At 70.1% G+C, this 25,942-nt stretch carries 21 protein-coding genes and 3 pseudogenes; 12 read left to right on the top strand and 12 right to left on the bottom strand.

The annotated features are described in order from the left end of the window. Positions 1–144: 144 nt before the first annotated feature. Positions 145–3,471 carry a S8 family serine peptidase gene (locus AB0D12_RS14245; protein ID WP_362681144.1) on the bottom strand — a complete coding sequence of 1,109 codons (3,327 nt, stop codon included), beginning with the start codon at positions 3,469–3,471 and terminating at the stop codon, positions 145–147. Between the two features lie 316 nt (positions 3,472–3,787). Further along, positions 3,788–4,333, bottom strand: coding sequence for a CGNR zinc finger domain-containing protein (locus AB0D12_RS14240; RefSeq protein ID WP_362681141.1), 546 nt, complete (start codon positions 4,331–4,333; stop codon positions 3,788–3,790). Positions 4,334–4,450: 117 nt separating this feature from the next. On the opposite strand from AB0D12_RS14240, the gene AB0D12_RS14235 reads away from it, so the two are divergent. The 4 genes from AB0D12_RS14235 (at position 4,451) to AB0D12_RS14220 (ending at position 7,667) form a co-directional block, all read left to right on the top strand. Continuing rightward, entirely contained in the window at positions 4,451–4,906 is a 456-nt protein-coding gene (locus AB0D12_RS14235) for a VOC family protein (RefSeq protein ID WP_362681138.1), read from the top strand. Between the two features lie 14 nt (positions 4,907–4,920). Next, positions 4,921–5,814 (top strand): pyridoxamine 5'-phosphate oxidase family protein, encoded by an 894-nt coding sequence (locus tag AB0D12_RS14230; RefSeq protein WP_362681135.1) that lies wholly within the window; start codon positions 4,921–4,923, stop codon positions 5,812–5,814. Between the two features lie 92 nt (positions 5,815–5,906). Next, positions 5,907–6,377, top strand: coding sequence for an NUDIX domain-containing protein (locus tag AB0D12_RS14225; RefSeq protein ID WP_362681132.1), 471 nt, complete (start codon positions 5,907–5,909; stop codon positions 6,375–6,377). 120 nt (positions 6,378–6,497) lie between these two features. Beyond that, complete coding sequence (locus tag AB0D12_RS14220; RefSeq protein WP_362681129.1) at positions 6,498–7,667, top strand: serine hydrolase domain-containing protein; 1,170 nt, start codon at positions 6,498–6,500, stop codon at positions 7,665–7,667. Positions 7,668–7,680: 13 nt separating this feature from the next. On the opposite strand, the gene AB0D12_RS14215 is transcribed toward AB0D12_RS14220, so the two are convergent. Both AB0D12_RS14215 and pepN read right to left on the bottom strand, forming a co-directional pair. Next, positions 7,681–8,712, bottom strand: a complete 1,032-nt coding sequence (locus AB0D12_RS14215; protein WP_362681126.1) for a hypothetical protein — start codon at positions 8,710–8,712, stop codon at positions 7,681–7,683. A gap of 543 nt (positions 8,713–9,255) precedes the next feature. Beyond that, positions 9,256–11,844 carry an aminopeptidase N gene (pepN, locus tag AB0D12_RS14210; protein ID WP_362681123.1) on the bottom strand — a complete coding sequence of 863 codons (2,589 nt, stop codon included), beginning with the start codon at positions 11,842–11,844 and terminating at the stop codon, positions 9,256–9,258. A gap of 133 nt (positions 11,845–11,977) precedes the next feature. On the opposite strand from pepN, the gene AB0D12_RS14205 reads away from it, so the two are divergent. Next, a complete protein-coding gene (locus tag AB0D12_RS14205; RefSeq protein ID WP_327323628.1) occupies positions 11,978–12,622 on the top strand; it encodes a DsbA family protein in 645 nt (214 codons plus the stop codon). A gap of 2 nt (positions 12,623–12,624) precedes the next feature. On the opposite strand, the gene AB0D12_RS14200 is transcribed toward AB0D12_RS14205, so the two are convergent. The 3 genes from AB0D12_RS14200 to AB0D12_RS14190 form a co-directional block, all read right to left on the bottom strand. After that, complete coding sequence (locus tag AB0D12_RS14200) at positions 12,625–12,834, bottom strand: hypothetical protein (RefSeq protein ID WP_362681116.1); 210 nt, start codon at positions 12,832–12,834, stop codon at positions 12,625–12,627. Positions 12,835–13,031: 197 nt separating this feature from the next. Continuing rightward, complete coding sequence (locus AB0D12_RS14195; protein WP_362681113.1) at positions 13,032–13,673, bottom strand: superoxide dismutase; 642 nt, start codon at positions 13,671–13,673, stop codon at positions 13,032–13,034. A gap of 525 nt (positions 13,674–14,198) precedes the next feature. Next, the gene (locus AB0D12_RS14190) at positions 14,199–15,626 is read right to left on the bottom strand and encodes an amino acid permease (protein WP_362681110.1); all 1,428 of its coding nucleotides are present in this window, start codon (positions 15,624–15,626) and stop codon (positions 14,199–14,201) included. Positions 15,627–16,061: 435 nt separating this feature from the next. Between AB0D12_RS14190 and AB0D12_RS14185 the strand changes: the two genes are divergently transcribed. After that, positions 16,062–16,646, top strand: coding sequence for a biotin transporter BioY (locus AB0D12_RS14185; RefSeq protein ID WP_362681107.1), 585 nt, complete (start codon positions 16,062–16,064; stop codon positions 16,644–16,646). On the opposite strand, the gene AB0D12_RS14180 is transcribed toward AB0D12_RS14185, so the two are convergent. Next, complete coding sequence (locus AB0D12_RS14180) at positions 16,627–17,211, bottom strand: BBE domain-containing protein (protein WP_362681105.1); 585 nt, start codon at positions 17,209–17,211, stop codon at positions 16,627–16,629. The two genes, AB0D12_RS14185 and AB0D12_RS14180, sit on opposite strands and share 20 nt — an antisense overlap. 153 nt (positions 17,212–17,364) lie before the next feature. Beyond that, complete coding sequence (locus AB0D12_RS14175) at positions 17,365–18,882, bottom strand: amino acid permease (protein ID WP_362681102.1); 1,518 nt, start codon at positions 18,880–18,882, stop codon at positions 17,365–17,367. A gap of 182 nt (positions 18,883–19,064) precedes the next feature. On the opposite strand from AB0D12_RS14175, the gene AB0D12_RS14170 reads away from it, so the two are divergent. Further along, a complete protein-coding gene (locus AB0D12_RS14170) occupies positions 19,065–19,553 on the top strand; it encodes a ribose-5-phosphate isomerase (protein WP_362681099.1) in 489 nt (162 codons plus the stop codon). After that, entirely contained in the window at positions 19,553–20,362 is an 810-nt protein-coding gene (locus tag AB0D12_RS14165) for a DNA-formamidopyrimidine glycosylase family protein (protein WP_362681096.1), read from the top strand. The genes AB0D12_RS14170 and AB0D12_RS14165 overlap by 1 nt, the downstream gene beginning before the upstream one ends. A 284-nt stretch (positions 20,363–20,646) precedes the next feature. Here the strand turns inward: AB0D12_RS14165 and AB0D12_RS14160 are convergent, their stop codons facing one another. Then, positions 20,647–21,876: a GNAT family N-acetyltransferase gene (locus tag AB0D12_RS14160; RefSeq protein WP_362681093.1), complete on the bottom strand. Its 1,230-nt coding sequence runs from the start codon at positions 21,874–21,876 to the stop codon at positions 20,647–20,649. Between the two features lie 106 nt (positions 21,877–21,982). Here AB0D12_RS14160 and AB0D12_RS14155 point away from each other — a divergent pair, with 106 nt between their 5' ends. Continuing rightward, complete coding sequence (locus AB0D12_RS14155) at positions 21,983–23,128, top strand: PP2C family protein-serine/threonine phosphatase (RefSeq protein WP_362681090.1); 1,146 nt, start codon at positions 21,983–21,985, stop codon at positions 23,126–23,128. 246 nt (positions 23,129–23,374) lie between these two features. Then, positions 23,375–24,550: an amidase gene (locus AB0D12_RS14150; protein WP_362681087.1), complete on the top strand. Its 1,176-nt coding sequence runs from the start codon at positions 23,375–23,377 to the stop codon at positions 24,548–24,550. On the opposite strand, the pseudogene AB0D12_RS14145 reads toward AB0D12_RS14150, so the two are convergent. Then, a pseudogene (locus AB0D12_RS14145) lies at positions 24,547–24,711 on the bottom strand (DUF397 domain-containing protein); the annotation flags it as partial. The gene AB0D12_RS14150 and the pseudogene AB0D12_RS14145 overlap by 4 nt on opposite strands. A 73-nt stretch (positions 24,712–24,784) precedes the next feature. Further along, positions 24,785–24,952 (bottom strand): annotated as a pseudogene (locus AB0D12_RS14140) (XRE family transcriptional regulator); the annotation flags it as partial. 1 nt (position 24,953) lies between these two features. Here AB0D12_RS14140 and AB0D12_RS14135 point away from each other — a divergent pair. Together AB0D12_RS14135 and AB0D12_RS14130 are read left to right on the top strand one after the other, a co-directional pair. Further along, positions 24,954–25,349 (top strand): annotated as a pseudogene (locus AB0D12_RS14135) (ATP-binding cassette domain-containing protein); the annotation flags it as partial. Positions 25,350–25,413: 64 nt separating this feature from the next. Further along, positions 25,414–25,863: an HD domain-containing protein gene (locus AB0D12_RS14130; protein WP_362681084.1), complete on the top strand. Its 450-nt coding sequence runs from the start codon at positions 25,414–25,416 to the stop codon at positions 25,861–25,863. Positions 25,864–25,942: the final 79 nt, after the last annotated feature.

Below are 25,942 nucleotides of genomic sequence, written 5' to 3'. Positions count from 1 at the left end.
GCCCATGATGCGTATGACCTGGGTCCGCTTGTCCAATCCATTGTCCGGGCTTCGGGACGTGTGAGACAGGACATGCCGACGGGGCGGGTGCTCCGAAGAGCGCCCGCCCCGCCGTCGTACGGCTCGCGCCGTCACATCACACCGTTACGGAGTGACCTTCTCGATCACCACGCTGCCGGCGCCCGCGGCCGTGCCGTGGGCGTTCAGCAGCTGTACTTCGCCGAAGAACTGACGTCCCTCGGGAGCCGGGCCGCCCACCAGAACCTCAGCGCTGACCTGCGCCGACGCCCCATTGGCGAGCTTGACCGGCTTCGTCGAGTCGACCTTGACCGAGCCGAGCGAGGGCGAGAAGAACACATCGCGGTAGTTGTACTCGGTGGTCCCGGCCGGGACGGAGTAGCCGTCGACCACGATGGTGTAGGTGCCGGCGGCCGGCTTGAGCAGGCTCACCGCCTCCTCCGAGTCGCCGTCCGCCGACTGTCCGACCTGGACACCGTTCAGCAGGACGGTCAGGTCCAGGTCGGCGCCGGTGTCGGAGACCCCGCCGATGGCGACGTCGAGACGCTCGACGCCCTCACCGACGGTGACGGTCGACTCCTGCGACTCACCGTTCTTGATGGACGGACGGGCGACCTTGGCCGAGCCCAGCGAACCGCCCGCGAGCTTGCCGTCGATCGCGGCGAAGCCGTTGGTGACCTTCCACTCGACAGGGGCCGGCGTACCGACCTTCGCCTCGGGGAGCGTCTTGACGGCCGGGTCGAAGGACGCGCCCAGCAGGCTGACGTCCAGCTTGTACGGGTTGTCGAGCAGCGGAGACGTACGCCGCGACTCGACCTCGATCTCCCAGACGCCCGGGGTCGGCTCGGGGTACGAGCGCAAGTCCGGACGGCAGGTGTTCGCCGGATTGTTGTAATTGGGGTAGCAGAAGATCGTCGAGCTGTCCTCGACTCCCACGCCGTACGGGTGGATGCCGATGAACCGGGTCTGGCTCTTCGCGGCCAGACCGCCGAGCGCGACCTCGAGGTTCTTCGCGCCCTCGGGCACCGTGATGAAGTACGACTTGTAGCTGTTGCGCTGCACCGAGCCGGACGCCGAGAAGGTGTACGCAGGCTTCGCGAGCTCCTTGGAGACGACCACGGTCGTCATGATCTGCTTGTCCACGCCCTCGGTGCGCGGGTCGTCCGCCTCCAGGATCGCGCTGTGCAGACCGGCTGTCCGGGGCCTGGCCTCGACCTTGACGGTGACCGGGGTGTTCAGCGGCAGCGTGACCGCGCCGCTGCCGGGAAGGTCGAAGGTGCCGTCGTTGTACTTCCAGTCCAGTTCGTGCCGCACGGGGCGGTCCGGGCCGGTCGTCCGCGTGATGACGACGTCGTAGGACTTCTTCTGGCCGGCCTTCAGACCGCCCTCGCGGTCGTAGAGGCCGGTGCCGAAGCCGGGGGTCTTCAGCGCGAAGTCGATCGCGGTGTCGACCGGGGCCTTGACGCTGTACTCATGGGCGGTGGCGCCGTCCTCGATGGCGTCCCATGCGTCCACGATGTTGATCAGGCCGGAGCCCTGCTCATGCGCCTGCACTCCGGGGATACGGTGCGCGGTGCTGGTCAGCGCCGTGCGCAGCTTCGCCGGGGTCAGCTCGATGTGCCGCTGCTTGGCGGCCGAGAGCAGCAGTGCGCTCGCGCCCGCGGCCTGCGGCGAGGACATCGAGGTGCCCTGCAGCATGGAGTAGCCGGCCGGGAGCTGGTAGCCCGCCTCCGCGACCGGGCTGCCGGGCAGCCAGGTCTGGGTGGTGTTGATGGAGGCGCCGGGCGCGGTGATGATCGGCGCGAAGCCGCCGTCCTCGCGCGGCCCGCGGGAGGAGAAGGGGAGCATGGCGTACTTCTTGGTCACCGCGGAGCCGTAGTTGGCGGCCCAGGTCTCCTTGGAGATGGCGGCGCCGACGGAGATGACCTTGTCGGCGAGGCCCGGGTCGCCGATGGTGTTGGTGCCCGGACCCTCGTTGCCGGCCGAGATGACCAGCTGGACGCCGTAGGTGTCGATGAGGCGGGTGTAGAGCTCGGAGCGGGCGTTGTTGCCGTCGTTCAGCGCGGGCAGACCACCGATGGACATGTTGATGATGTCCACGCCGCGGTTGATGACCAGGTCGGCCATGCCCTCGGTGAGCGCGATGTTGGTGCAGCCGCCGCTCCAGGTGCAGGCGCGCGAGGAGACCAGTTTGGCGCCGGGCGCCTCACCGTTCATCTTGCCGCCGAAGAGGCTGTTGGCGGCGGTGATGCCGGCGACGTGGGTGCCGTGCTCGCTCTCGATGACGCCGATGTTGACGTAGTCGGCCTTGGCGCCCGCGTCGTTGTAGACGACGTCCTTGCGGACCTCGATGACGAACGGGATCTGCTCGACGACGTCGGTCGCCGGGTTGTCCTTGCCGAAGTGGCCGATCTGGAAGCCGTTCTTGTACGGCTTCATCACGGTGTCGTTCGAGAAGTTCCCGTCATTGTCCAGGTCGACGGTGGCGGTCCGGGTGCCCGGGTCGTACAGCACGCCCCAGACGTCGGTGGTGTCGCCGTCCCGGTTGAGGTCACCGGCCATGTCGCCGCCCTTGGTGGCGGCCTCGGCGAAGAGGTTGAACTTGTACGCGCCCGCCGGGGCGGAGTACGTACGGCCGTTGACGGCGAACGTCGGCCCGCTGACGTCGAGCGACATCCGGCGCCAGGTCCCGTCGCCGTCCGCCACCGGGTCGGTCGCGGTGACCCAGTCGACGATCTTGCGTTCGCCGGTGGTGGTCTTCTGCAGCGCGGGGTGGCCGAGGTCGACACCGGAGTCCAGGATGCCGATCGTCACGCCCCGGCCGTCCGCCTTGGGGTGCTGCTTGACGAAGTCCACCGCGCCGGTCTCGAAGGACGGGTTGTACGGGTTCTTCGCCGGGGTGTTCTTTCCGGGCGCCGGGTAGTTCGCGGCCTGCGTACCCGCGGTGCCCGCGGCCTTGGTGGTGTCTGCCGCCGGGGTCGGGTCGTCCAGCTTGACCTCGTGCTTGAGATCGATGCCGTGGACGCTGGAGAGCTTGGCGGCCGCCTTCAGCGCGGCCTCCGCCTTGGCGGTGGGAAGGGTGGCCCGTACGTAACCGAGCTGGTCGAACGTCCTGCCCACGACGGCGCCCTGGACGGCGTCCAGCTGCCCGACGACCTGCTCGGTCGCGCCGGGTGCGGTGGCGACCATCACGGTGACGCTCTTCTCGCCCTTGGCCTCGGCCTGGGCGAGAAGTTGGGCGTCGGCCGAACCGAGCTTGTCGGAGGAGGACTTGGCCTTGACGCCGGAGGTGCCGGCCGGATCGTCGGCGGGCGCGGCCGAGAAGGCAGGTGCGGCGCCTGCGGCGATCAGTGCGGTCACGAGCGACGCGGCGGCCGCTATACGGGCCACGCGTCTGTGACCTGGTACGGAGCGCCCTGGAATGGAGCTCTGGGATTCGGGGGTCATCAGCATCCCTGTATGTGAAAGGTAGGGTCCGGAATTCGGTGCCGGATGACCGCTCAGCCTTTCGTAAGTGACAGGGGTTTGTGGAGGGTTGGCAGCGACGGGACTCGGTCATGGCGCAGATCCGCCACTGCGACGGATACGCCATGCGGGACAATTGGGTGCTTCTCCGGCCGGGACCCGTGGTTGGGACCTGCGGGTGGGACCCGTGGTTGGACCTGCGGGTGGGACCCGCGGTCAGGACACTGGGCCGGGACCTGCCGCCGGGACCCGCGGTCAGGACACTGCCGCCGGGACCTGCCGCCGGGACCCGCCGGCGCCGGCCTCAGTCCTCGTGGATGCGGGCGTAGTGCCGCGACGCCTTCGCGCGGTTGCCGCACACCGCCATGGAGCACCAGCGGCGCGTGCCGTTCCGTGACGTGTCGAAGAAGTGCAGGATGCACGCCTCATGTGCGCATTCGCGGATCCGGTCGGGCGCGGTGCGCAGCAGATCGAGATGGCCGCGGGCGGCGGTCCAGCCGGGACCCCAGGCCGGGTCCGCGAATTCCGCCTCCTCGCCGGGACCGTCCGCGGTGAGTTTGGCGCGGATGCGCCCATGGCCGAGCACCTCGTCGACGCGGGCGGCCGCGGCCGGGTCGCCGGGGCTGTCGACGAGGGCGGCGAGCGCGTCGCGGGCAGTCACCGTCCGCTCCAGGGTGGCCGCGTCCGCGGTGAACCGTTCCGCGAGGCCGTTGGCCGTCAGCCAGATGTGCAGCCCGTCGACCCCGGTCAGCAGGTCCTGGCGTACGTCGTCCCGCATCCACCGGGTGTTGAGCAGGTCGAGGGAGACCGGCTCGCCGGTGAGCGGCCGCGGATCGGACATGGCGGGCATCCCTGGGCTCCTCCCGTAGCTAACCCCTCAAGAGTACGTGACCGGTTGACCCGCTCGATTCTAACCTCTAAAGTCGAATTAAGTGGTTAGCTCGTATCGACTTCCGGAAGGTGTGCCATGACGGCGACCAGCGCTCTGCGTACCGGCCATATCGGCCTCAATGTCACCGATCTCGACCGTTCGCTCCCCTTCTACGGGGACGTCCTCGGCTTCGACGTACTCGGGCAGGGCAAGGACGAAGGCCGCCGCTTCGCCTTCCTCGGCCGGGACGGGCAGCTCGTCCTCACGCTCTGGCAGCAGGCGGACGGGGCGTACGCGCCCGCGCTCGCCGGGCTGCACCACCTCGCCTTCGAGGCCGAATCCATCGAGCAGGTCCGCGCGGCGGAGGCGCGGCTGAAGACGCTCGGCGTCGACTTCGCCCACGAGGGCGTGGTCGCCCACGGTGAGGGCGCGGCCTCCGGCGGGATCTTCTTCCACGACCCGGACGGCACCCGTCTCGAGATCTACGCCCCCTCGGGCGCCGAGGGCGCTCCCGTACCGACCGTGGCGGCGCCCACCTGCGGTTTCTTCTAAGGGAGTTGGCCACCGTGGACCCGTACCAGGAGCCGTACCATCATGGCTCGCTCGCCGTGCAGCGGCGCGTCGGCGTATCCGACCAGGCCGCGCACGTAGGTCGCTCCATCGGCGACGGCATCAAGCCGGTCGCCGCCGCCTTCCTGGGCCTCCAGCCCATGCTGGTGCTCGGCGCTGCGGACGCGGCGGGCCGGATGTGGGCCTCGCTGCTCACCGGCCCGCCCGGTTTCGTACGGGCCACGGGGGCGCACTCCATCTCGGTCGCCGGCAGCGTCCACCAGGGCGACCCGCTCGCCGGCGCCCTCGCCGCGGGCCCACTGCCCGTCGGCACGATCGCGCTCGACCCGCGCACCCGCCGCCGGATGCGGCTGGACGGTACGGCCCGCCCGTCGGCGCGCGGCCTTGCGATCGAGGCCGAGCGGGTCTTCGCCAACTGCCCGAAGTATCTGCAGAAGCGGGAGCTGTACGCAGTCGGCCCGGACGGCGGGCACCTGGCCGGCGACGCCCGGCGTGGCGGACACCTCACCTCTGACCAGGAGGAGTTCGTTCGCGCAGCCGACACCTTCTTCATCGCCACCGGCACGCCGGAAGGCGTCGACGCCAGTCATCGCGGTGGCAACCCCGGCTTTGTGCAGGTCACCTCGCCCGCGACGCTGAGCTGGCAGGACTATCCGGGCAATGCAATGTTCCTGACGCTGGGCAACCTCGAGAGGGACCCCCGCGCCGGAATGCTCTTCCTCGACTGGAGCACCGGAACCACGCTCCAGCTCGCCGGTACCGCGCGCACCGACTACTCCGATGCGGGCCGCACCACCCGGTTCACCGTCGAGCAGGTCGTCGAGACCGAGGCGGCCAGCCCGCTGCGCTGGTCCGTCCCCGAGTACTCGCCCGCCAACCCGCCCGTCTGACCCGCCCCTCTGAAACCCGCCCGCCTGCGACCCGCCCGGCCGAAACGTGCCCGTCCGAAGTCCGTCGGTGTCCGTACCTCTACCCTCACCGCATGAACAGGCAGTTGCGGAACAGGGAGTTGCGAGTTGCGGCCTACGCCGTGTGCGTACGGGCGGAACAGATCCTGCTCGCCCGCTGGGTGGCCCGCGACGGCGTCAAGAAGTGGACGCTGCCCGGCGGCGGCATGGACCACGGGGAGGACCCGCTCGAGACGGTCGTCCGCGAGGTCGAGGAGGAGACGGGGTACGCGTCCGAAATGACCGCGCTGCTCGGCATCGACACCATCCGCCGCCAGTACCCGCGCAAGCTCGGTGCGTTCGCCGACTTCCAGGGGCTGCGCATCGTCTACGAGGGCCGGATCGCCGGCGGGGAGCTGCGCCATGAGACGGACGGGTCCACGGACCTCGCCGCGTGGCATCCGCTGGACGCGGTGACAGGTCTGGAGCGGGTCGAACTTGTCGACGTCGGTCTTGCGTTGTGGCGCTCGCGGCCCCCGGTGGGCCGGATCGCCGGAAAAGGCTGATAGCCGCTCAACTCTTCCACCCCGGGCAACGCCGCACCCTCCGCCCGAGTCCCCTCAGCCGACCGCAGCCGTAAAGCGGTCGAAGAGCACTGAGAGAGCAGCGGAAGACAGGGGACTGGCATGTCATTACGTACGGTGCGTACGGTCCGGGCGGCGTTGACGGGAGCGGTGGCGGTGGCAGCCCTGGCCGCTGCCGCCCTGGTGAACCCCGCCGCCGCGGACAGCGGGACGGGCGGGACGGGCGGGACCCACCGCAGCACCCAGCGGGCGATCGAGGCCGCCGTCCGCGACGGAGTGCCCGGAGTCGTTGCCCAGGCGCGCGACCACGACGGCACCTGGAGCGGCACGGCCGGCGTGGCGAACCTGCGGACCGGGCGCGAGCGTCTGCCGCAGGACCGCTTCCGCGTCGGGTCCATCACCAAGACCTTCGTCGCCACGGTCGTGCTCCAGCTGGAGGCCGAAGGCAGACTGAGCCTGGACGACACCGTGGAGCAGTGGCTCCCCGGTGTGGTGCGCGGCAACGGCCACGACGGGCGCAGGATCACTCTGAGGCAACTTCTCAACCACACCAGCGGGATCTACAACTACACCGGCGACCCGGGCTTCCTGGAGAAGGTCTTCGGCGACGGCTTCTTCCAGCACCGCTACGACACCTGGACGCCGCGGCAGCTGGTGGAGCTCGCGATGGGCCACCGACCCGAGTTCACCCCCGGCACGGCCTGGAAGTACTCCAACACCAACTTCATCCTCGCCGGAATGGTCGTCGAACGGGCGACGGGGCGTCCGTACGGGTCCGAGATCGAGCGCCGGATCCTGCGCCCGCTCCAGCTGCGCGCCACCTCCGTGCCCGGGACCGAGGCCCGGATGCCGCGCCCCAGCGGCCGGGCCTATTCGAAGCTGTCCGAGGACCCGAAGGCGAAGATCCATGACGTGACCGAACTGAACCCGTCGGCCGCCGGGTCGGCGGGCGAGATGGTCTCCGACTCCGCCGATCTGCAACGTTTCTACCGGGCGTTGCTGAAGGGCGAGTTGCTGCCGCAGCGGCAACTGCGGGAGATGACCACGACCGTCCCGACGGACCCGAAGGAGCCGTACAACCGCTACGGTCTCGGCCTGATGCGGCACACGACGAGCTGTGGCACCGAGGTCTGGGGCCACGGAGGCGGAATTCACGGTTCCGCGTCCGAGGCGCTCATCACCCGGGACGGGAGCCACTCGCTGGCGCTGAACTTCAACGGCGACTGGGCGGGGGACAGCGAGGCGGTCGTCGAGGCGGAGTTCTGCGGCTGACCAGGTTGGCGGCTCACCGCGGCAGCACGACCACATACGCCGCCGGGTCGCGGTCGGTTGCCGCCATCAGCGCCGTACGGACCACGGTCGCCTGCTGCTCCAGTGACTCCCGCAGCTTCTTCGGCGTGATGTGTACGACGGTGATGCCGAGCCGCTCCAGATGCTCGCGCTTGCGGGCGTACTCCGTCCACAGCGCGTCCTCGTCGTGGCGGGGCGCGCGGGTGTCCAGCTCGACGGCGACGGCCTGCTCGGGCCAGTAGGCGTCGATTCCGCCAAGGTGGGGGCCGCCGGGGAGGCGCAGGTCGACGTTCCAGACGGGGTCGGGGAGTCCGCCGGTGCGCACCAGCTCGTACAGCCGGTCCTCGGCGAGCGCCCGCCCCTCGGCGAGCAGTGAGTCGACGGCGTCCACCACATGGGGCCGGTTCAGCAGCCGCGCGCGGTTCAACTCCTTGACGACGGCGGCGGGTTCGCAGTGCCCGCCGCGTACCGCCTCGGTGAGCAGCCGGCGTACGGCCTTGGCGTCGGGAAGCTCCGCGACGGCGTCCGCGAGGGCGCGCGGCACAGGTGCGACGGGCAGACCGGTGATCACTTCCGGTCGCGGCAGGGCGTGCGCCCGGACCAGCCGGGCGCATCCGGTCGACCGCAGCCGCCGGGTGCGGGGCACGAGGACGTCGATCCGCTCGAGCGAGAGCAGCGGCGGAGCGGCCGCGAATCCGCGCAGGGCGAGCGCGGCGAGTCCGGTGATCATGGCCTCGCCGTACCGGGTCGCGTCGTCGGCCTTGTCCGGCCCGGCCTGTGCGGGCAAGACCGGCCGCCCGGCGTACAGCAGTGCGCCGTGCAGCCGCTCCTCGCTGGTCGGCGGACCGGGGTGCAGGAGGTACACACCGGGCAGCAGCAGCTGCCAGGGCCCGCCGGGCCGGCACTGGGCGGTGGTCCGGGCGGCCGAGACGCCGTGGGCGCGCAGCTGCGCGACGGACAGCACGCGCCGCTGCACGTCGGCGAGGTGGCTCAGGGGGAGGGGGGAAAGCGGGGTGTTGTGTTTCATGTCCGGGAGACTCCCGCGCTGGGACGGCCCGCTAACCGCTGTTACAAGCTCGTTGACAAATCTGGACAAGCCCGTCCTAAAGTACGGGCGTTCGACTGCCGAAAAGAGCCACTTCATACCGAGCACACCCCCGCCGCCCGCCTGCCCCCGCACCCTGGGATGCCGAGAGCACACCGAGCCGGGGGGGACCGCCCTGCGATGCCGGGGCATGCCGAGCCGGGGAGGACCGGCCGCCAGCCACGTGGCGGCGCGAAGCTGTCGCATCCCGCCGGGGGAGTGGGGGGTCTCGTCACCCATGTCCCACCCGTGGATGAGGGCTTGCCTCACGCTGAGTGCCCGGGATGCCGGGGGCACGCCGGGCCGGGGAGGACCGCCCTGCGATGCCGGGGCATGCCGAGCCGGGGAGGACCGGCCGCCAGCCACGTGGCGGCGCGAAGCTGCCGCATCCCGCCAGGGGACGTGGGGGGCCTCGTCCCTCACGTCCCACCCGGGGGTCCGGGGGCTTGCCCCCGGTTACGGGAAGGGGGGTGGGGTGAAGACCCCTCAGGCACCCGCCCCCGCGCCCCCGTCGCACGCCTGTCCCCGCAGCGCCCTCGCCAGGTCGTCCCGTGCCTCCAGCACCAGACGCCGCAGCGCCGGCGGCGCGCCCGCGTGGCCGTTCAGCCACGCGTCCGTCGCCGCCAGCGTCCCCTCGTCGTCCTGCAGGCCGGGGAACAGGCCCTTCACCACGTCCATGCCGATCTGGATGGACCGGTCCGCCCACACCCGCTCGATCGCCTCGAAGTACTTCGACGCGTACGGCGCCAGCAGCTCCCGCTGCCCCGCCTGCACAAAGCCCGAAATCGTCGCCTCCACCAGCGCGTTGGAGAGCGTGTCCGACTCGACGACCTGCGCCCACGCCTGGTCCTTCACCGCCGCCGACGGCCGTGCCGCCAGGCACCGCATCTGGTGGCGCTTGCCCGAGGCCGTGTCGTCGCGGGCCAGCTCGTCCGCGATGACCGACTCGTCCGCCACCCCGTGCGAGGCCAGCGGCTCCAGGAACGCCCAGCGCAGCTCCTGGTCCACCTCCAGGCCGTCGATCTTCGCCGTACCTTCCAGCAGGCCCCGCAGCAGCTGCAGATCGGCCGCCGACGTCGCCGCCGTCGCGAAGAACCGCGCCCACGTCAGCTGGTGCTGGCTGCCCGGCTCGGCCAGCCGCAGTTCGCGCAGCGCGCCTTCCGCCAGCAGCCGCCCGCCCTGTTCGCGCCACTCGGGCGCCGCGTAGTGCTGGAGCGCCGACCGCGCCCACGCGTGCAGCATCTGCAGCACACCGATGTCCGACTCGCGCCCCGCGAACCGCAGCACCAGATCGATGAAGTCCCGCGCCGGCATCAGCGCGTCCCGGGTCAGATTCCACAGCGCCGACCAGCACAGCGCCCGCGCCAGCGGGTCCGTGATGTCGCCCAGATGTGCCCGCAGCGTCGCCAGCGAGCCCTCGTCGAAGCGGATCTTGCAGTACGTCAGGTCCTCGTCGTTGACCAGCACGAGGTCCGGCCGCTCCGCCCCGGTCAGCCCGTCCACGACGGTCCGCGGCCCGGCGACGTCCGCCTCGGCGCGCGCGTACCGCACCAGTTCCCCGCCCGACCGCCGGTACAGCCCCACCGCCACCCGGTGCGGCCGGAGCTCGGGATGCGACTCGGCCGCCTCCTGGACCACCGCGAGCTGAGTGATCCTGTCGCCGGCGTCGTACGTGACCACCGGGGTGAGGGAGTTGACGCCGGCCGTCTGCAGCCAGGACTGCGACCACGCCACCATGTCCCGCCCGGACGTCTCCGCAAGCACCGACAGCAGGTCGCCGAGGCGCGTGTTCCCGTATTCGTGCCGCTTGAAGTAGCGCCTCGCGCCCTCCAGGAACGCCTCGCGCCCCACGTACGCGACCAGCTGCTTCAGCACGGACGCGCCCTTCGCGTACGTGATCCCGTCGAAGTTGAGCTTCGCGGCCTCCAGGTCATGGATGTCGGCCGTGATCGGATGCGTGGACGGCAGTTGATCGGCGCGGTACGCCCACGACTTGCGGTTGTTGGCGAAGGTCACCCAGCCGTTGCTGAACCGGGTCGCCTCCACCAGCGAGAACGAGCCCATGAAGTCCGCGAACGACTCCTTCAGCCACAGGTCGTCCCACCACTGCATGGTGACCAGATCGCCGAACCACATATGCGCCATCTCGTGCAGGATGACGTTGGCCCTGCGCTCGTACGACGCCTGTGTCACCTTCCCGCGGAAGATGAACTCCTCGCGGAAGGTGACACACCCGGGGTTCTCCATCGCGCCGATGTTGTACTCGGGCACGAACGCCTGGTCGTACTTCCCGAAGGGGTACGGGTAGTCGAAGTGGTCGTGGAAGAAGTCCAGGCCCTGCTTCGTCACCAGGAAGATGTCGTCCGCGTCGAAGTACCTGGCGAGCCCCTTGCGGCACATCGCACCGAGCGGGATCTCCAGCGTTGTACCGTCGTCGAACGTCCGGGTGTAGAGGTCGGTCTCGTAGTGGTACGGACCGGCGACGACCGCGGTGATGTATGTCGAGATCGGCTTGGTCTCGGCGAACCGCCACACCCCGTCCCCGTCGGGCGCGCCCGTGCCGTTGCTCCAGACCGTCCAGCCGTCGGGCGCGGTCACCTCCAGTCGGAACGGCGCCTTCAGGTCCGGCTGTTCGAATGTGGCGAAGACACGGCGCGCGTCGGCCGGCTCGTACTGGGTGTACAGGTAGACCTCGCCGTCCTCCGGGTCGATGAAGCGGTGCAGCCCCTCGCCCGTACGGCTGTAGGCACACTGCGCGTCCACGACCAGCACGTTTTCCGCGGCGAGGCCGTCCAGCGCGATCCGCGAGCCGTCGAAGACGGCGGCCGGGTCCAGCTTTTCGCCGTTCAGCGTCACGGCCGTCACGGCGGGCGCCAGCAGATCGGCGAAGGTCGAGGCGCCCGGCTGTGCGGAACGGAAGCGGATCGTCGTCACCGAACGGAATGTGCGCGGCCCGGAGTCCTCCGCGGCCTCCCCGACCGCCGAACGCAGGTCGAGGGCGACCTCGTACCCGTCGACGGACAGCAGCTCGGCCCGCTGACGGGCCTCGTCGCGGGACAGATTCTCACCGGGCACGGGCACTCCTTCGTGTCTCGTTCGAACAGCACCGATCCTCCCATGTGCACCTGGCACGCGGTATCAGGGAATCCTCGGGCGAGCGGTGGCGTTGCCCGTTCTAGGCACACGCGACGTGCTAACGAGGAGAGACATGTCCGAGAACGGCAAGCCCGGCAAGATCACGGCCGACTTCTGGTTCGACCCCCTGTGCCCCTGGGCCTGGATGACGTCCCGCTGGATGCTCGAGGTGGAGAAGGTCCGCGACGTCGAGGTCCGCTGGCATGTGATGAGCCTCGCCGTCCTGAATGAGCCCAAGCTCGACGAGCTCCCGGAGAAGTACCGCGAGGGCATGAAGCAGGCGTGGGGCCCGGTCCGCGTCGTCATCGCCGCGCAGCAGAAGTACGGCGACGAGGTCCTCGGCAAGCTCTACACCGCGCTCGGCACCCGCTTCCACAACCGCGGCGAGGGCGCCACCCGTGAGGCGATAGTGGCCTCGCTGGAGGAGGTCGGCCTGCCGGCGGAGCTGATCGAGTACGCCGACTCCGACGCGTACGACACCGAGTTGCGCGCCTCGCACAAGGAAGGCATCGACAAGGTGGGCCAGGAGGTCGGCACGCCGGTCATCGCGGTTCCCGGCAGCAACGGCGAGCAGATCGCCTTCTTCGGCCCGGTCGTCACTCCCGCCCCGAAGGGCGAGGAGGCGGCGAAGCTGTGGGACGGCACGCTGATGGTCGCGTCCATCCCGGGCTTCTACGAGATCAAGCGCACGCGTACGCAGGGCCCGATCTTCGACTGAATTCACTCCGGCACGGGCAGCCGTACGGGGTCGGGAAACGGACGTTTGTTCCCGCCGGTGCGGAGATTACGGCAGGCCGGCTTGGTGCACAGCCAGAAGTCGCCGACGTACTTCCTGGCGGTGCGGTCCCTGGCCCACTTTTTCTCGGCGTCGTTCAACGGGCGGTGAGTCTCGTCGGACTTGCAGGTGTCGCACCACATGGTCCTCGGCATGGCGCCCCCTCGTCAGTCGGTGGCGGGGAGTTTAGACCGAGGCGAAGTGGGAGCGACAGCACAAAACAGGGCGGCCCCCGCGAGTCACATCCTCGCGGGGGCCGCCCCTTTTCATCCGCCTGCAGGTGAAGGTTGAGAAGACGATCACGAGCAGGACGACCATGTGGCGTTACGGCGACGGCGCCACGGCGGCGGCGCTACGGAGCGAGCAGAAGGTTGTTCGCGCGCTGCTTGGCTGACGCGTAACGCTTCGCCACGTCCTGCCAGTTGACGACCTTCCACATCGCCTCGATGAAGTCCACCTTCTGGTTCTTGTACTGAAGGTAGAAGGCGTGCTCCCAGGCGTCGAAGACCAGGATCGGGACCGAGCCCTGGCCGACATTGCCCTGGTGATCGTAGATCTGCTCGACGATCAGACGGCCGCTGACCGGCTCGTATGCGAGGACGCCCCAGCCCGAGCCCTGCGTGGTCGCGGAGGCCTTGGTCAGCTGGGACTTGAAGCCGGCGAAGGAGCCGAAGGACTCGGCGATCGCGTCGGCGAGCTCGCCGACGCCGTCCTTCTCCAGCGGCTCGCCGCCGCCGTCGCCGGTCATGTTGTGCCAGTAGATCGAGTGCAGGATGTGGCCGGAGAGATGGAACGCGAGGTTCTTCTCCAGGCCGTTGACCGAGCCCCAGGCTTCCTTCTCGCGCGCCTCCGCGAGCTGCTCGAGCGTGTCGTTGGCGCCCTTGACGTAGGCGGCGTGGTGCTTGTCGTGGTGGAGCTCGATGATCTCCGGGTTGATGACCGGTTCGAGCGCCGCGTAGTCATAGGGAAGTTCAGGAAGCGTGTACATGGCCATGTCCGGTCCCTCCGGGTGCTTATTGCATATCTTATGCAGGTGCACGCTAGCAGCAGGAGGGCCGGGGGGTGATCAGGCGATGGTCCTAGGACTCCAGGTGGTCGTCAGGCTGTCGCCGATCCGCTCGCGCGCCTGGTTCGCGGGGAGGCGGAGGCGCGGCGAGCGGAGCGGGGAGGCGAGATTGTCATATGCCGTGCGGTGTGGATAGAGGGCGCGCGACGTCGAAAAGCACGGACGATGCTTCCCGGACACGGAGAACCCCCGGGCCGTGGCGGCCCGGGGGTCCAATGCGCTGCGCCGTATCGCCGACCCGGCGGAATCTCAAGCCCGTTCGGCGGAAGCTCAAGCGGGTCCGGCAGTCTGAGCCGTCCGGCGTTTGAGGACGAACCGGCCACCGGACGGCGTGAGTCGGCCCGGGGGCACCGCGTCCGATCGCCGACCTGGCGGAAGCTCAAGCGGGTCCGGCAGTCTGAGCCCGTGCGGCGTTTGAGGACGAACCGGCCACCGGACGGCCCCGGTCACCCCTCACGCGTCGCTCGGCTCCGCGTCCACCGGCTCCACTCCGCCCCGCGCCGCCCTCACCTGACGCACATAGCCCACGGCCGCAAGCGCCAGCGTCAGCCCACCCGTGTAGTACAGCTGCGTACGCGTGTCCGCCTCGCGCGCCATCAGGACGAAGACCGTCGCCATGCCCGCCAGCGCGACCCAGGTCAGCGTCGGGTACAGCCACATCCTCACCACCAGCTTCTCCGGTGCCTCGCGCTCGATCCGGCGACGGAGCAGGAGCTGGGAGACGGCGATGAAGATCCACACGACCAGGATGATCGCGCCGATCATGTTGAGCAGCCACATGAAGACATCGTCGGGCCGCCAGTAGCTGAGCAGCACACACGCGAAACCGACGACGGAGGAGACCAGTACGGCAGTGCGCGGCACACCGCTGAAGACCTTGCCGAGCACCTTCGGGCCCTGGCCGCGGGCCACCAGCGAGCAGGCCATGCGGGAGGCGCCGTAGACGTTGGCATTCATCGCGGAGAGCAGCGCGACCAGCACGACCACATTCATGATCTGGCCGGCACCAGGGATGCCCAGGTGGTCGAGGGTCGCGACGTACGGGCCCTTCTCGACGACCTTCGGGTCGCCCCACGGGACCAGCGTGACGATGACGGCCATCGAGCCGATGTAGAAGATCGCGATGCGCCACATCGCCGTACGCACGGCCTTGGCGACGCCCTGGACCGGGTGCTCGGACTCGGCCGCGGCGATCGTGACCGTCTCCAGGCCGCCGTACGCGAAGACCGAGGCGAGCAGACCCACGACGAGGCCTTCGGAGCCGTTCGGCATGAAGCCGCCGTCGCCCGTGAGGTTGGCGGTGCCGGGCGCGTCGGTGCCCGGCAGGATGCCGAGGATCGCCAGCACGCCGATGCCCAGGAAGAGCGCGATCGCGCCGACCTTGAGCGCCGCGAACCAGAACTCGAACTCGCCGAAGTTCTTCACCGCCGCCAGGTTCGTACCGCAGAACACCAGCATGAAGAGGGCGACCCAGGCCCACTCCGGTGTGCCCGGCAGCCAGCCGGTCATGATCTTCGCGGCGCCGATGCCCTCGAGGCCGACGGCCACACAGAGCAGGAACCAGAACGCCCAGCCCGCGGTGAAGCCCGCCCAGGGGCCGATCGCCCGCTCGGCGTGCACCGAGAAGGAGCCGGAGGCCGGGTTCGCCGCCGACATCTCGCCGAGCATGCGCATCACGAGCATGACGAGCAGCCCGGATATCGCATAGGCGATGACGATGGACGGGCCGGCCGCGGCGATGCCGGCGCCGGAGCCGACGAAGAGTCCGGCGCCGATCACACCGCCAAGGGCGATCATCGACAGATGGCGTTGCTTGAGTCCGTGCGAGAGCGAAGCGTCGGCCTGCTGGTCGACGGGCGCAGGCGCGGAGGTCCGAGACATGGGCGTGCCCTGTTCAGTCGCTGAGACGGGGGAGCGGACCAGTCTGGGCATGGGACCCGCTTACGAGGAACGTATGTCCGCTATACGGGCACGATGCTCACACAAGGTGAACACTTGCGCACGTCGTCACAGCGTCGCAAACGTCGCGCATGCGTCGCACACGTCCCGCGCGTCCCGCCGCGACCAGGAGCGCTGCGGCAGCCGGGTTGGCGGGACTCCACAGTCTCTCCGGAGTCCGTCCCTCCGCGCAAAACGGTCCCACTCCGCTCCGACCTCAGTGACGAGCATCACGCCAACTCGCGTATGACGGGCGGCTTTTGTTTGATCCCCACCAAAGCGCTCCGTCGGCCTTTGTCGGCGGCTGATGGTGATCGAGCGATCACCGCGAGATAGCGTCGCCGTGTCCTTACCTGCCCTCACCTCCGCGGAGTCCCGATGAGTACTGCTTCCGTCACCTCCCGTCCCGGAGCGGTCCTCGCCGACCTGCTGCCCGCCTCCCGTACCCGGGACATCGCGCTCGTCGTCGGCGGTGCGGCACTCACCGGCATAGCGGCCCAGCTCACCGTCCCGGTCCCGGGCTCGCCGGTCCCGGTCTCCGGCCAGACCTTCGCCGCGCTCCTCGTCGGCACCGCGCTCGGCGCCCGCCGTGGCTTCCTCTCCCTCGCGCTCTACGCGGTGGTCGGCATGGCGGGCATGCCGTGGTTCGCGGAGGGCGATTCCGGCTATGCGATGCCGTCCTTCGGCTACATCCTCGGCATGCTGCTCGCCGCCACGGTCGTCGGCGCCCTCGCGCGCCGCGGCGCCGACCGCTCCGTGCTGCGCACCGCGGGCGCGATGGTGGCCGGCTCCGTGATCATCTACGCGGTCGGCGTCCCGTACCTGGCCCTGGCCACCGGGATGACGATGGGTCAGGCAGTGTCCGCGGGCCTGGTGCCGTTCCTCATCGGCGACGCTCTGAAGGCCGCCCTGGCGATGGGCGCGCTGCCCACCGCCTGGAAGCTCATCGGCCGCCGGGGCTGATGTTGTAGTTCTGCCGGAAGAGGTTCGCCGGGTCGTACAGCGACTTGACCCCGGCGAGCCTCTCCAGCCGTTCGGCGTCGTACAGCCCCTGCGTACGGTCCCCGCCGCCGAAGGCGAAGTTGAGCGAGCGGCCCACGGTCAGCGGCTCCAGCACCCCGAACGCCCGCCCGTGCAGGGCGCGGACCGCGTCCAGGTCCGGGCCGTCCAGCGGATTCAGCACCCGCACCAGATAGCGCGCGTCGCGGAACGGCACCGCGTTCGGAGTCTTCGGCTCCCGCTCCAGCGCCCCGCCCAGATGGTTGATCTGCACCACGGACATCACCGGCGCACCGGGCCCGGTCAGGACCCCGCCGTCGGCGGCTCCCGGCAGCCCATGACCGGTGGCCTGCACGCCGGCCGGCAGCCCGTGCCCGGCCGCGTACGCCACTGCCGAGCGCACCTCCTCGGCGTCGGCCGCACCGACGATCAGCGTCGGCCGCCGGCTGAACCCCGTCTGGAATCCGGCCAGTTCGTCCTCGTAGCCGGTGTCACCAGGGCGGAAGGTGGTCTCGGCGGTGGGAAGCATGAAGAGGGCCCTCCGTTCGTTCCTTGGCGGCTTTCACGGAGAGCGTGTCTCAATAACCTGACATCTGCCGTCAGGTTTGGGTCAGGATCCGGGGCGACACGCAAGGGGGCCCGCAGCCACCGACGGCTGCGGGCCCCCTTGCGTGTTGACCACCTACGACCGGGTGACCGCGTCCTGCACACCGCTCTGGGCGCCGTCGGCATCGACATCATCAGCCGAAACCGCAGACTCGGCCGTGACCGCCGACACGCTCGGCCTGAACATCTGGCGCCCGACCGCGAACGCGATCACCAGCGCCGCCACCAGCAGCGACAGCAGCACCTGCTTACGCGCGTCGCCGCCGTCGTAGACCATGTAGCCCAGTACGAACGTGATCATCGCGATGGTCAGCCACGTCAGATACGGGAAGAGCCACATCCGGACGACGAGCTTCTCCGGCATCTCGCGCTGAATGATCCCGCGCATCCTCAGCTGGGTGACACAGATGACCAGCCACACGAACAGCGCCACCGCACCGGAGGCGTTCAGCAGGAACGCGAAGACGGTGTCCGGCCACTTGTAGTTGAAGAACACGGCGAGGAAGCCGAAGACCACGGAGCCGAGGATGGCCACCTGCGGCACACCCCGGGAGTTCGTCCGCGCGAAGGCCTTGGGCGCGTCGCCGCGCCGGCCGAGCGAGAACGCCATCCGCGAGGCGGTGTACAGCCCCGAGTTGAGGCACGAAAGCACCGCCGTCAGCACGATCACGTTCATGATCTCGCCGGCGTGCGCGATGCCGATCGAGTCGAGCGCGGCGACGTACGAGCCCTTGTCGACGATCGACTTGTCGTTCCACGGCAGCAGCGTCAGCACCACGAAGATCGAGCCCAGGTAGAAGACGCCGATCCGCCAGATCACGCTGTTCGTGGCCTTGGTGACGGCCCGCTGCGGGTCTTCCGACTCACCGGCCGCCAGCGTCACGATCTCGCTGCCCATGAAGGAGAAGACGACCATCAGCACACCGGTCAGGATCGCGCCCGCACCGTGCGGCATGAATCCGCCGGCATCGGTGAGGTGTGCGAAGCCCGCACCGGCGTTGTCCGAGCCCGGCAGCACTCCGAAGACGGCGAGCAGGCCGATGATCACGAACGCGCCGATCGCGACGACCTTGATGCCCGCGAACCAGAACTCGAACTCGCCGTACGAGGACACCGACACCAGATTCGTCGCCGTCAGCACCACCATCACGATCAGTGCCCACCCCCACTGCGGAACCGCAGGCACCCAGCCTTCGAGGATCTTCGCGCCGGCTGTCGCCTCGACCGCGAGCACGACGACCCAGAAGAACCAGTACAGCCAGCCGATCGAGAACCCGGCCCAGCGGCCGAGCGCCCGGTCCGCGTAGGCGGAGAAGGAGCCGGAGGTCGGGTTGGCGGCGGCCATCTCACCGAGCATCCGCATCACGAAGACGACCAGTGCGCCCACGAGTGCGTACGACAGAAGGATGGCCGGGCCGGCCGCGGCGATACCGGAACCGGAGCCGACGAACAGGCCGGCGCCGATCACACCGCCGATGGCGATCATGGACAGGTGCCGGTTCTTGAGTCCGGCCTGGAGACCGTCGGAGGACTGCGGCTTACCGGTCGTACCGGCCTGCTCGCCTTCCTTCGTAAGGGTCTGCTGCGAGGTCATGGACGAATCCTTAGGTTCGAGAGCACTCGGGTTACGAGCCCCCGCATTCAAACCCGCGACTCCTGATGTGTGAAGTCCCGTCTCCGGATCGTTAGGTCCAGGAGATAAGCGGAGGCGAACGACCCGTATGGGTCCTGACCCCGCTGACGGCTACCCGGGCGCTCGCGTGCCACACTCGGAACATGCGCGTGTACCTCGGCTCCGACCATGCCGGCTTCGAACTCAAGAACCACCTCGTCGAGTGGCTCACGGCCCATGGCCACGAGCCCGTCGACTGCGGTCCCCACATCTATGACGCCCAGGACGACTACCCGCCGTTCTGCCTGCGTGCCGCGGAGAAGACGGTCGCGGACCCGGAGAGCCTCGGCATCGTGATCGGCGGCTCCGGCAACGGCGAGCAGATCGCCGCGAACAAGGTCAAGGGGGTGCGCGCGGCACTCGCCTGGAGCGAGCAGACCGCCGCTCTCGGTCGCGAGCACAACAACGCGAACGTCATCGCCATCGGCGGCCGGATGCACACGGCGGAGGAGTCGACCAAGTTCGTCGAGATCTTCCTCACTACGCCGTACTCGGGTGAGGAGCGTCACACCCGCCGCATCGAGATGCTCTCGGAGTACGAGAAGACCGGCGAGCTCCCCGCGATCCCGGCGCACCACCCGCAGCAGGGCTGATGCCCGAGGGGCACACGATCCACCGACTGGCCGCCGACCACTTCGAGAGGTTCGGCGGCCGGTCTGTGCGGGCGTCCAGCCCGCAGGGGAAGTTCTCCGGCAGTGCGGCGCTGGTCGACGGTCAGGTCCTGGAGACCACCGAGGCGCACGGCAAGCACCTCTTCCTCGGTTTCGGCCCGCTCGGCTGGGTCCATATCCACCTCGGCCTCTTCGGCAAGGTGAACTTCGGCGACGTCCCCGCGCCGCCGCCCACCGACACGGTCAGGCTGCGGCTGGCCGGCCCGACCGCGTACGTCGATCTGCGCGGCCCCACCACCTGCGCACTCATCACCGACGGCGAGAAGCAGGCGATACACGACCGCCTCGGCCCCGACCCGCTGCGCGCCGACCAGGACCCGGACCGGGCCTGGGCCCGTATCTCCCGCTCCCGTACCACCATCGCCGCGCTGCTCATGGACCAGAAGGTCATCGCGGGCGTCGGCAATGTGTACCGCGCCGAAGTCCTCTTCCGGCACGGCATCGACCCCTACCGCGCCGGCCGGGACCTCCGCCGCGCCGAGTGGACCGCGATCTGGACGGACCTCGTGGAGCTGTTGCGCGAGGGCGTACGGAACAACCGCATCGACACCGTCCGCCCCGAGCACACCCCAGAGGCGATGGGCCGCCCGCCGCGCGTCGACGACCACGGTGGCGAGGTCTACGTCTACCGCCGGGCACAGATGCCCTGCCATGTCTGCGGCGGCGAGATCCGCACCGCCGGTCTCGCCGCACGCAATCTCTTCTGGTGCGAGGCGTGCCAGCGGGGATAGCTCCCGGGGTCTGGGGGCAAGCCCCCAGACCCCGTACGGCCTTCGGCCGTGTCCTCAATCGCCGGACGGGCTGGGTTCCGGGACAGTTCAGCCCCTCGGCCGGGAAACCCGGCGTCGGCGGAAGATCTCAGCCTCGCCGGCGTTTGAGGAGCGGGGCTTGGGGCGGAGCCCCAACAAGAGCCTCGCCGGCGATTGAGGCGCGGGTTCCCGGGAGCCGAACCCCCGAAACCCAGCCTCGCCGGCGTTTGAGGCGCGGGGTCCGGGGCGGAGCCCCGGGTGGGGAACTAAAAGCCGTGCGGCAGCCAGGGCGCCAGGTCACTGCCGAACGCGGTCGACGCCTCGGCAACCGCCCCCGCCCGCAGCTCCCGCACCCGCCCCGCCCCCGCCAGCGCCGTCAGCGACACCCCGCCCAGATACGCCGCCCCCAACTCCCGTACGGACAGCGCCAGATCCGCCTCGTCGTCCGTCCGCTTGCACGACGCGCCCTTGCTGTCGCCGGTCAGCCGCCAGCGCCCGGTGTTCCACGGACAGAAGGCGTCCTCGACGTCGAAGACCACATCCAGCGGCGTCTGGTACGTCCGCGCCTCCAGCGCCGCCCCCAGGTCCACCAGCCGTACGAACAGCCCGTCCCGCACCCGGACCTCGCACCGCCGCACATCGTTGACCAGGTGCAGCAGCGGATCGTCCACGGGCCGGTTGCGTGCCACGACCTGCACGGTCAGGTCGATGTCGAAGAGGAAGCGCCACAGAACGGCGTATGTCACGGGGTCGAGCGCCTCGATGTGCCGCAGCACAATGGTGCCCTTCGGGCCGCGCGGCTCCCACTCCGCCTTGTTGTGGAAGCGGACGAAGCCGACGATCTCGCCCTCCCGCTCGGCGACCACGCACAGCATCGCCGAGCCGCCGTCACGATCGCCCGGCGGGTCGAGCAGAGGCAGCCGCTCCCAGCCCGGCTTGCGGGCGAGCATGCCCGGCCGTGAACCGATGCTGCGGACGTACACCGCCTCGCACTCCTGCGCGACATCCTCGACCTTCGCGAACCGCAGCCGAACCGCGTCGGCGCCCTCCGGAACGTTGATACGCGCCTGGACCGTGTCGATCTGCGCGGACATCTGCTGCGTCGCGATCCCGTAGCCGAAGCGTCCGTAGATCTCCGGCTCGGAGGCCGTCAGCACGGCGAGCGGCTCGCCCCAGCCGCGTACGTCGTCGAGCTGGCGGCGCATCATCGAGGTGAGCACACCGCGCCGCCGATGCGTCGCCGCCACGCTCACCATCGTCACGCCCGCGGCCGGCACCGTCGCGCCGCCCGGGACCGAGACCCCGAACGAGAACGCTCCGGCCGTCCCCACGCAGTCGTCGCCGTCCCAGACCCCGATCGAGCGTGCGTGCTCGGTGAGCGAATCCCACAGATCGCGCTCCTCCGGGGTCTCCCCGGCTCCGCCGAAGGCGAGCATCAACTTCCTGTACCAGTCGTCCCATTCGGACGGACGCAGCACTCGCAGCTCTGTCGTCATATGCCATGCCTACCAGGGCTACGTCATCGGGGCGACCCGATTTCGAACGCATTGTCACAGGGGTCCCCCTGCGCGGGAGGCGACCGGGTGGATAGGGTCCACGGCAATGGCCCGTACCTCTGCAGCAGACTCGTTCACGGCCCGGTTGCGGAAAGCGGTGCACCGGGCACGTATCGCGCTGCGCAAATCCGGAGTCGACTACTTCCGCGGCGACGGCTCGGACTGGATTGCTCTCGCCGGGCTGCTGCTGACCATTCCGGCCTTCACATGGGGCTCGATAGTGGTCCCCGTCTGGGTCTCCCCGGCGGCGCTGGTCCTGCCGATCGTGGCCGGCGGTCTTCTCCTCCGCCCGGCGAGCCTGCTCGGTCTGTACGCGGCGGCGGCGACGGCCCTGATCATCGAGTCGGTCGTGCTCGGCCCGTACACCGAAGGCCCGGCGAGAGTCACCCCGGGCACCGTACTGACCGTCGCGGCCTGCGGCTTCTTCGGTCTGCTCATAGCGCAGTTCCGGGCGAGAGTCGGCGTGCCCTGGCGACGCGGCGGAACAATGCTCTTCGACCTGCGCGAACGCATCCGGGTACAGAGCGCTCTGCCGAAGCTGCCGAAGGGCTGGCACCACGAGATGGCGCTGCGCCCGGCGGGCGGCCAGTCCTTCTCCGGCGACTTCGTGGTCGCGGCCCGTACGAACGGCGGCCGCACCCTGGAGGTCGTCCTCACCGACGTCTCCGGCAAGGGCATGGACGCGGGCTCGCGTGCGCTGCTGCTGTCCGGCGCGTTCGGCGGCCTGCTCGGCTCGCTCCCGCCGCACGGCTTCCTGCCCGCGGCCAACGGCTATCTGCTCCGCCAGGACTGGGACGAGGGCTTCGCGACCTCGATCCACCTCGTCCTCGACCTGGACTCCGGCGACTACGAGCTGCTGTCGGCGGGCCATCTGCCCGCGCTCCAACTGCACGCGGGAAGTGGCCGCTGGGAGGAGAAGGACACCGACGGCCCGCTGCTCGGTGTCTACGACGCGGCGCAGTTCGACCCGGTCAAGGGCTCCCTGCGACCCGGCGACGTACTGATGCTCTTCACGGACGGCCTGGTGGAGGCGTCGGGACGCGACATCAGCGAGGGCATCGACCGCCTCACCGGGGAGGCCGACCGGTATGTGGCCTCGGGTTTCGAGGGCGCGGCCTGGCATCTGATCGAGGCGGTGGCGAAGGACGTCAACGACGACCGGGCGCTGCTGCTTCTGTGCCGCGAGGCGTAAGCGTTTTGTCCTCAATCGCCGGACGGGCTTGGAATCCAGCCGGTCCTGCGATTGAGGACACGGCCGAAGGCTGTGCGTCGTCCACGACGGACAGGGTCAGGAGATGCATGGATGCCATGACCGTGTCCTGGGGAGCGCACTTCTAGCCTGTCCGGCGATTGAGGACACGGCCGAAGGCTGTGCGTCGTCCACGACGGACAGGTTCAAGAGATGCTGGACGCCACGACCGCATCCCAAGGAGCCCTGATGGCCACGACAGACAGCACGGTCTGGCGCGAGCGCGGCACCCCGCTGGTCGCCGGATCCGGCACCGGTCCGCTCCACGGTGTACGGCTCGCCGTCAAGGACGTTCACGCCGTCGCGGGCCATCGGCTGGGCGCCGGCAACCCCGCCCGCCTCGCCGAGGCCGAACCACAGCCCGCGCACTCCTGGGCCGTCGCCGCCCTGCTCGACGCCGGCGCCGACATCACCGGCATCGCGCAGACCGACGAATTCGCCTACAGCCTCAACGGCACGAACGCGCACTACGGCACCCCGCCCAACCCGGCCGCACCCGGCCGCGTCCCCGGCGGGTCCTCCAGCGGCCCGGCCGCCGCGGTCGCCTTCGGCGAGGCCGACGCCGGACTTGGCAGCGACACCGCCGGATCGATCCGGGTCCCCTCGTCGTACTGCGGCCTCTACGGCCTGCGGCCCACCCACGGCCTGGTCCCCACCACGGGCATGCTGCCGCTGGCCCCCTCCTTCGACACCGTCGCCTGGCTCGCCCGGGACGCGGCCACGCTGGCGCAGCTGGGCGACGTACTCCTGCCTGCGGGGGTTGGTGAAGGTCAACGCCCGTTCCGTACGGCCCTGGTGGCGGCCGACCTTGTCGCACTCGCCGACGACGGGGTACGGGAGGCCTTCGGCCCTGCCGCCGCGGACCTGGCCGAACGGCTCGGCCTGCGGATCGAGGAAGTGCCGTCCCTGGGCGGCGACCCGGGGGAGAGGGCAGCGGCCTTTGCTACGGCTCAGGGCGCGGAGGTATGGGAGTGCGACGGGACCTGGGTGAGCGCGCACCCCGGCACGCTGGGGCCGGGGGTCGAGGCCCGGTTCGCCCGTGCGGCAGCGGTGTCCCCGGAGGAGCGGGCCGCGGCGGAGGCGGTGGTCCACCGGACCGCCCGCGAACTGCGCGTGGCTCTCCCCGAGGACGCGGTGCTGCTGCTTCCCGCGGCGGGCGGCCCCGCGCCCCTGATCGATGAGGACCCCGAGCGGAAGGCCGTCACCAGGCAGGCGACGTTCCGCCTCACCTGCCTGGCGAGCGGCGCGGGCCTGCCGTCTCTGGTGCTGCCCCGGATGTCGATGGACGGACTGCCGGTGGGGCTGGCCGTGATCGCAGGCCGGGGGAGTGACCGGGCGCTGCTCGAACTGGCGGGCGTTGCTTAGCTGCTGAACTCGCCGTCAACGGCGGCCGTGACGAACGCGGCGAAGGCGGCTGCCGGGACGGCGAAGGCGGGGCCCTCGGGGTTCTTGGAGTCGCGCACGGCGACGGCGGAGGGGCAGGAGGCGACCTCGACGCACTCGCCGCTGCTTCCGCTGTAGGACGACTTGCGCCAGGCGGTGTCGCCGAGGGTGGCGCACTCGACGCAGTCGCCTCCGCTGGTCCCGCTCTAGCTGGACTTACGCCATGCCGCGTTCGTCAGGTTCCGGCTCGTGCCCATATCGCTCCTCCATCACGCGGCTGAGCAGTGCCGCCGAATCCTCCACGGAGAGGGCTGCGGCCTGCAAGCGAGCGTAATGGAGTGAACCCTCCTTGACCGCTTCGGGGTTGGCGGTCACATGACCTGCCGACCGCCGTCGGGCCGCCGACGTACTCGGCCAGGTCGGCCTCGCCGACAAGGCCAGGCGCCGTCCCGCGGAACTCTCCGGCGGCCAGCAGCAGCGGGTCGCGATCGCCCGTGCGCTGGTCACTCGGCCCGATGTCGTCTTCGCCGACGAGCCGACCGGCGCGCTGGACACCACCACCGCGGCCGAAGTCCTCGCGCTGCTGCACTCCGCGGTGGACCGCCTCGGCGCGACCGTTGTCATGGTCACCCATGACCCGGCGGCCGCCGCGTACGCCGACCGTGTGCTTTTCCTCGCGGACGACGCGATTGCGGACAGCCTGCCGCGCGCGAGCGCCGCGCAGATCGCCGCCCGTATGACGTCCCTGACAGCCCCCGCCTTTGCCGGAGCAGCTGCGTAATTGTTCGTTCCTGCGTTCGTCTCCGAACGGCCGGGGCGGCCCCGCGGCAGGCACCCGTAAAGTCGTGCCCATGCCATATCTCACGCTCTCCGAGGTCGAGGCGATCGCCCGCGAGGCCCACGCAGCCCAGACGGACAAGGCGGACCGCCCGTACACCGAGCATCTCGCCGCCGTCGCGGAAGGCGTACGTGCCCGGGGCGGCAGTGACGCGCAGATCGCGGCCGGCTGGCTGCACGACTCCGTCGAGGACGACGCGCTGTCCCGGGAGTGGCTGGAGGCCGCCGCGCTGCCGCAGTCGGTCAAGGACATGGTCCTGGCACTCACCAAGCGCAAGGGCGAGGACCTGGAGGACTACACGAGGCGCATTCTGGCCGCTCCCGGCGCCCGTCTGGTCAAGGAGGCCGATCTGGCGCACAACGCCGACCCGGCGCGGCTCGCGGTCCTCGACGAGGCGACGAGGACCCGGCTGACCGCGAAGTACGGGAAGGTGCGCGGGCTGCTGGGCCTGTCCTGATTCAGGCGGCATTCAGGCGGCATTCAGGCGGCATTCAAGCGGACCCGGGTGGATCAGACGGCCTGAATCAGGACAGGCC

This window comes from Streptomyces sp. NPDC048479 (assembly GCF_040651435.1).
Taxonomy (GTDB): Bacteria; Actinomycetota; Actinomycetes; order Streptomycetales; family Streptomycetaceae; genus Streptomyces.
This window is presented reverse-complemented; position numbering and strand designations above follow the sequence as displayed.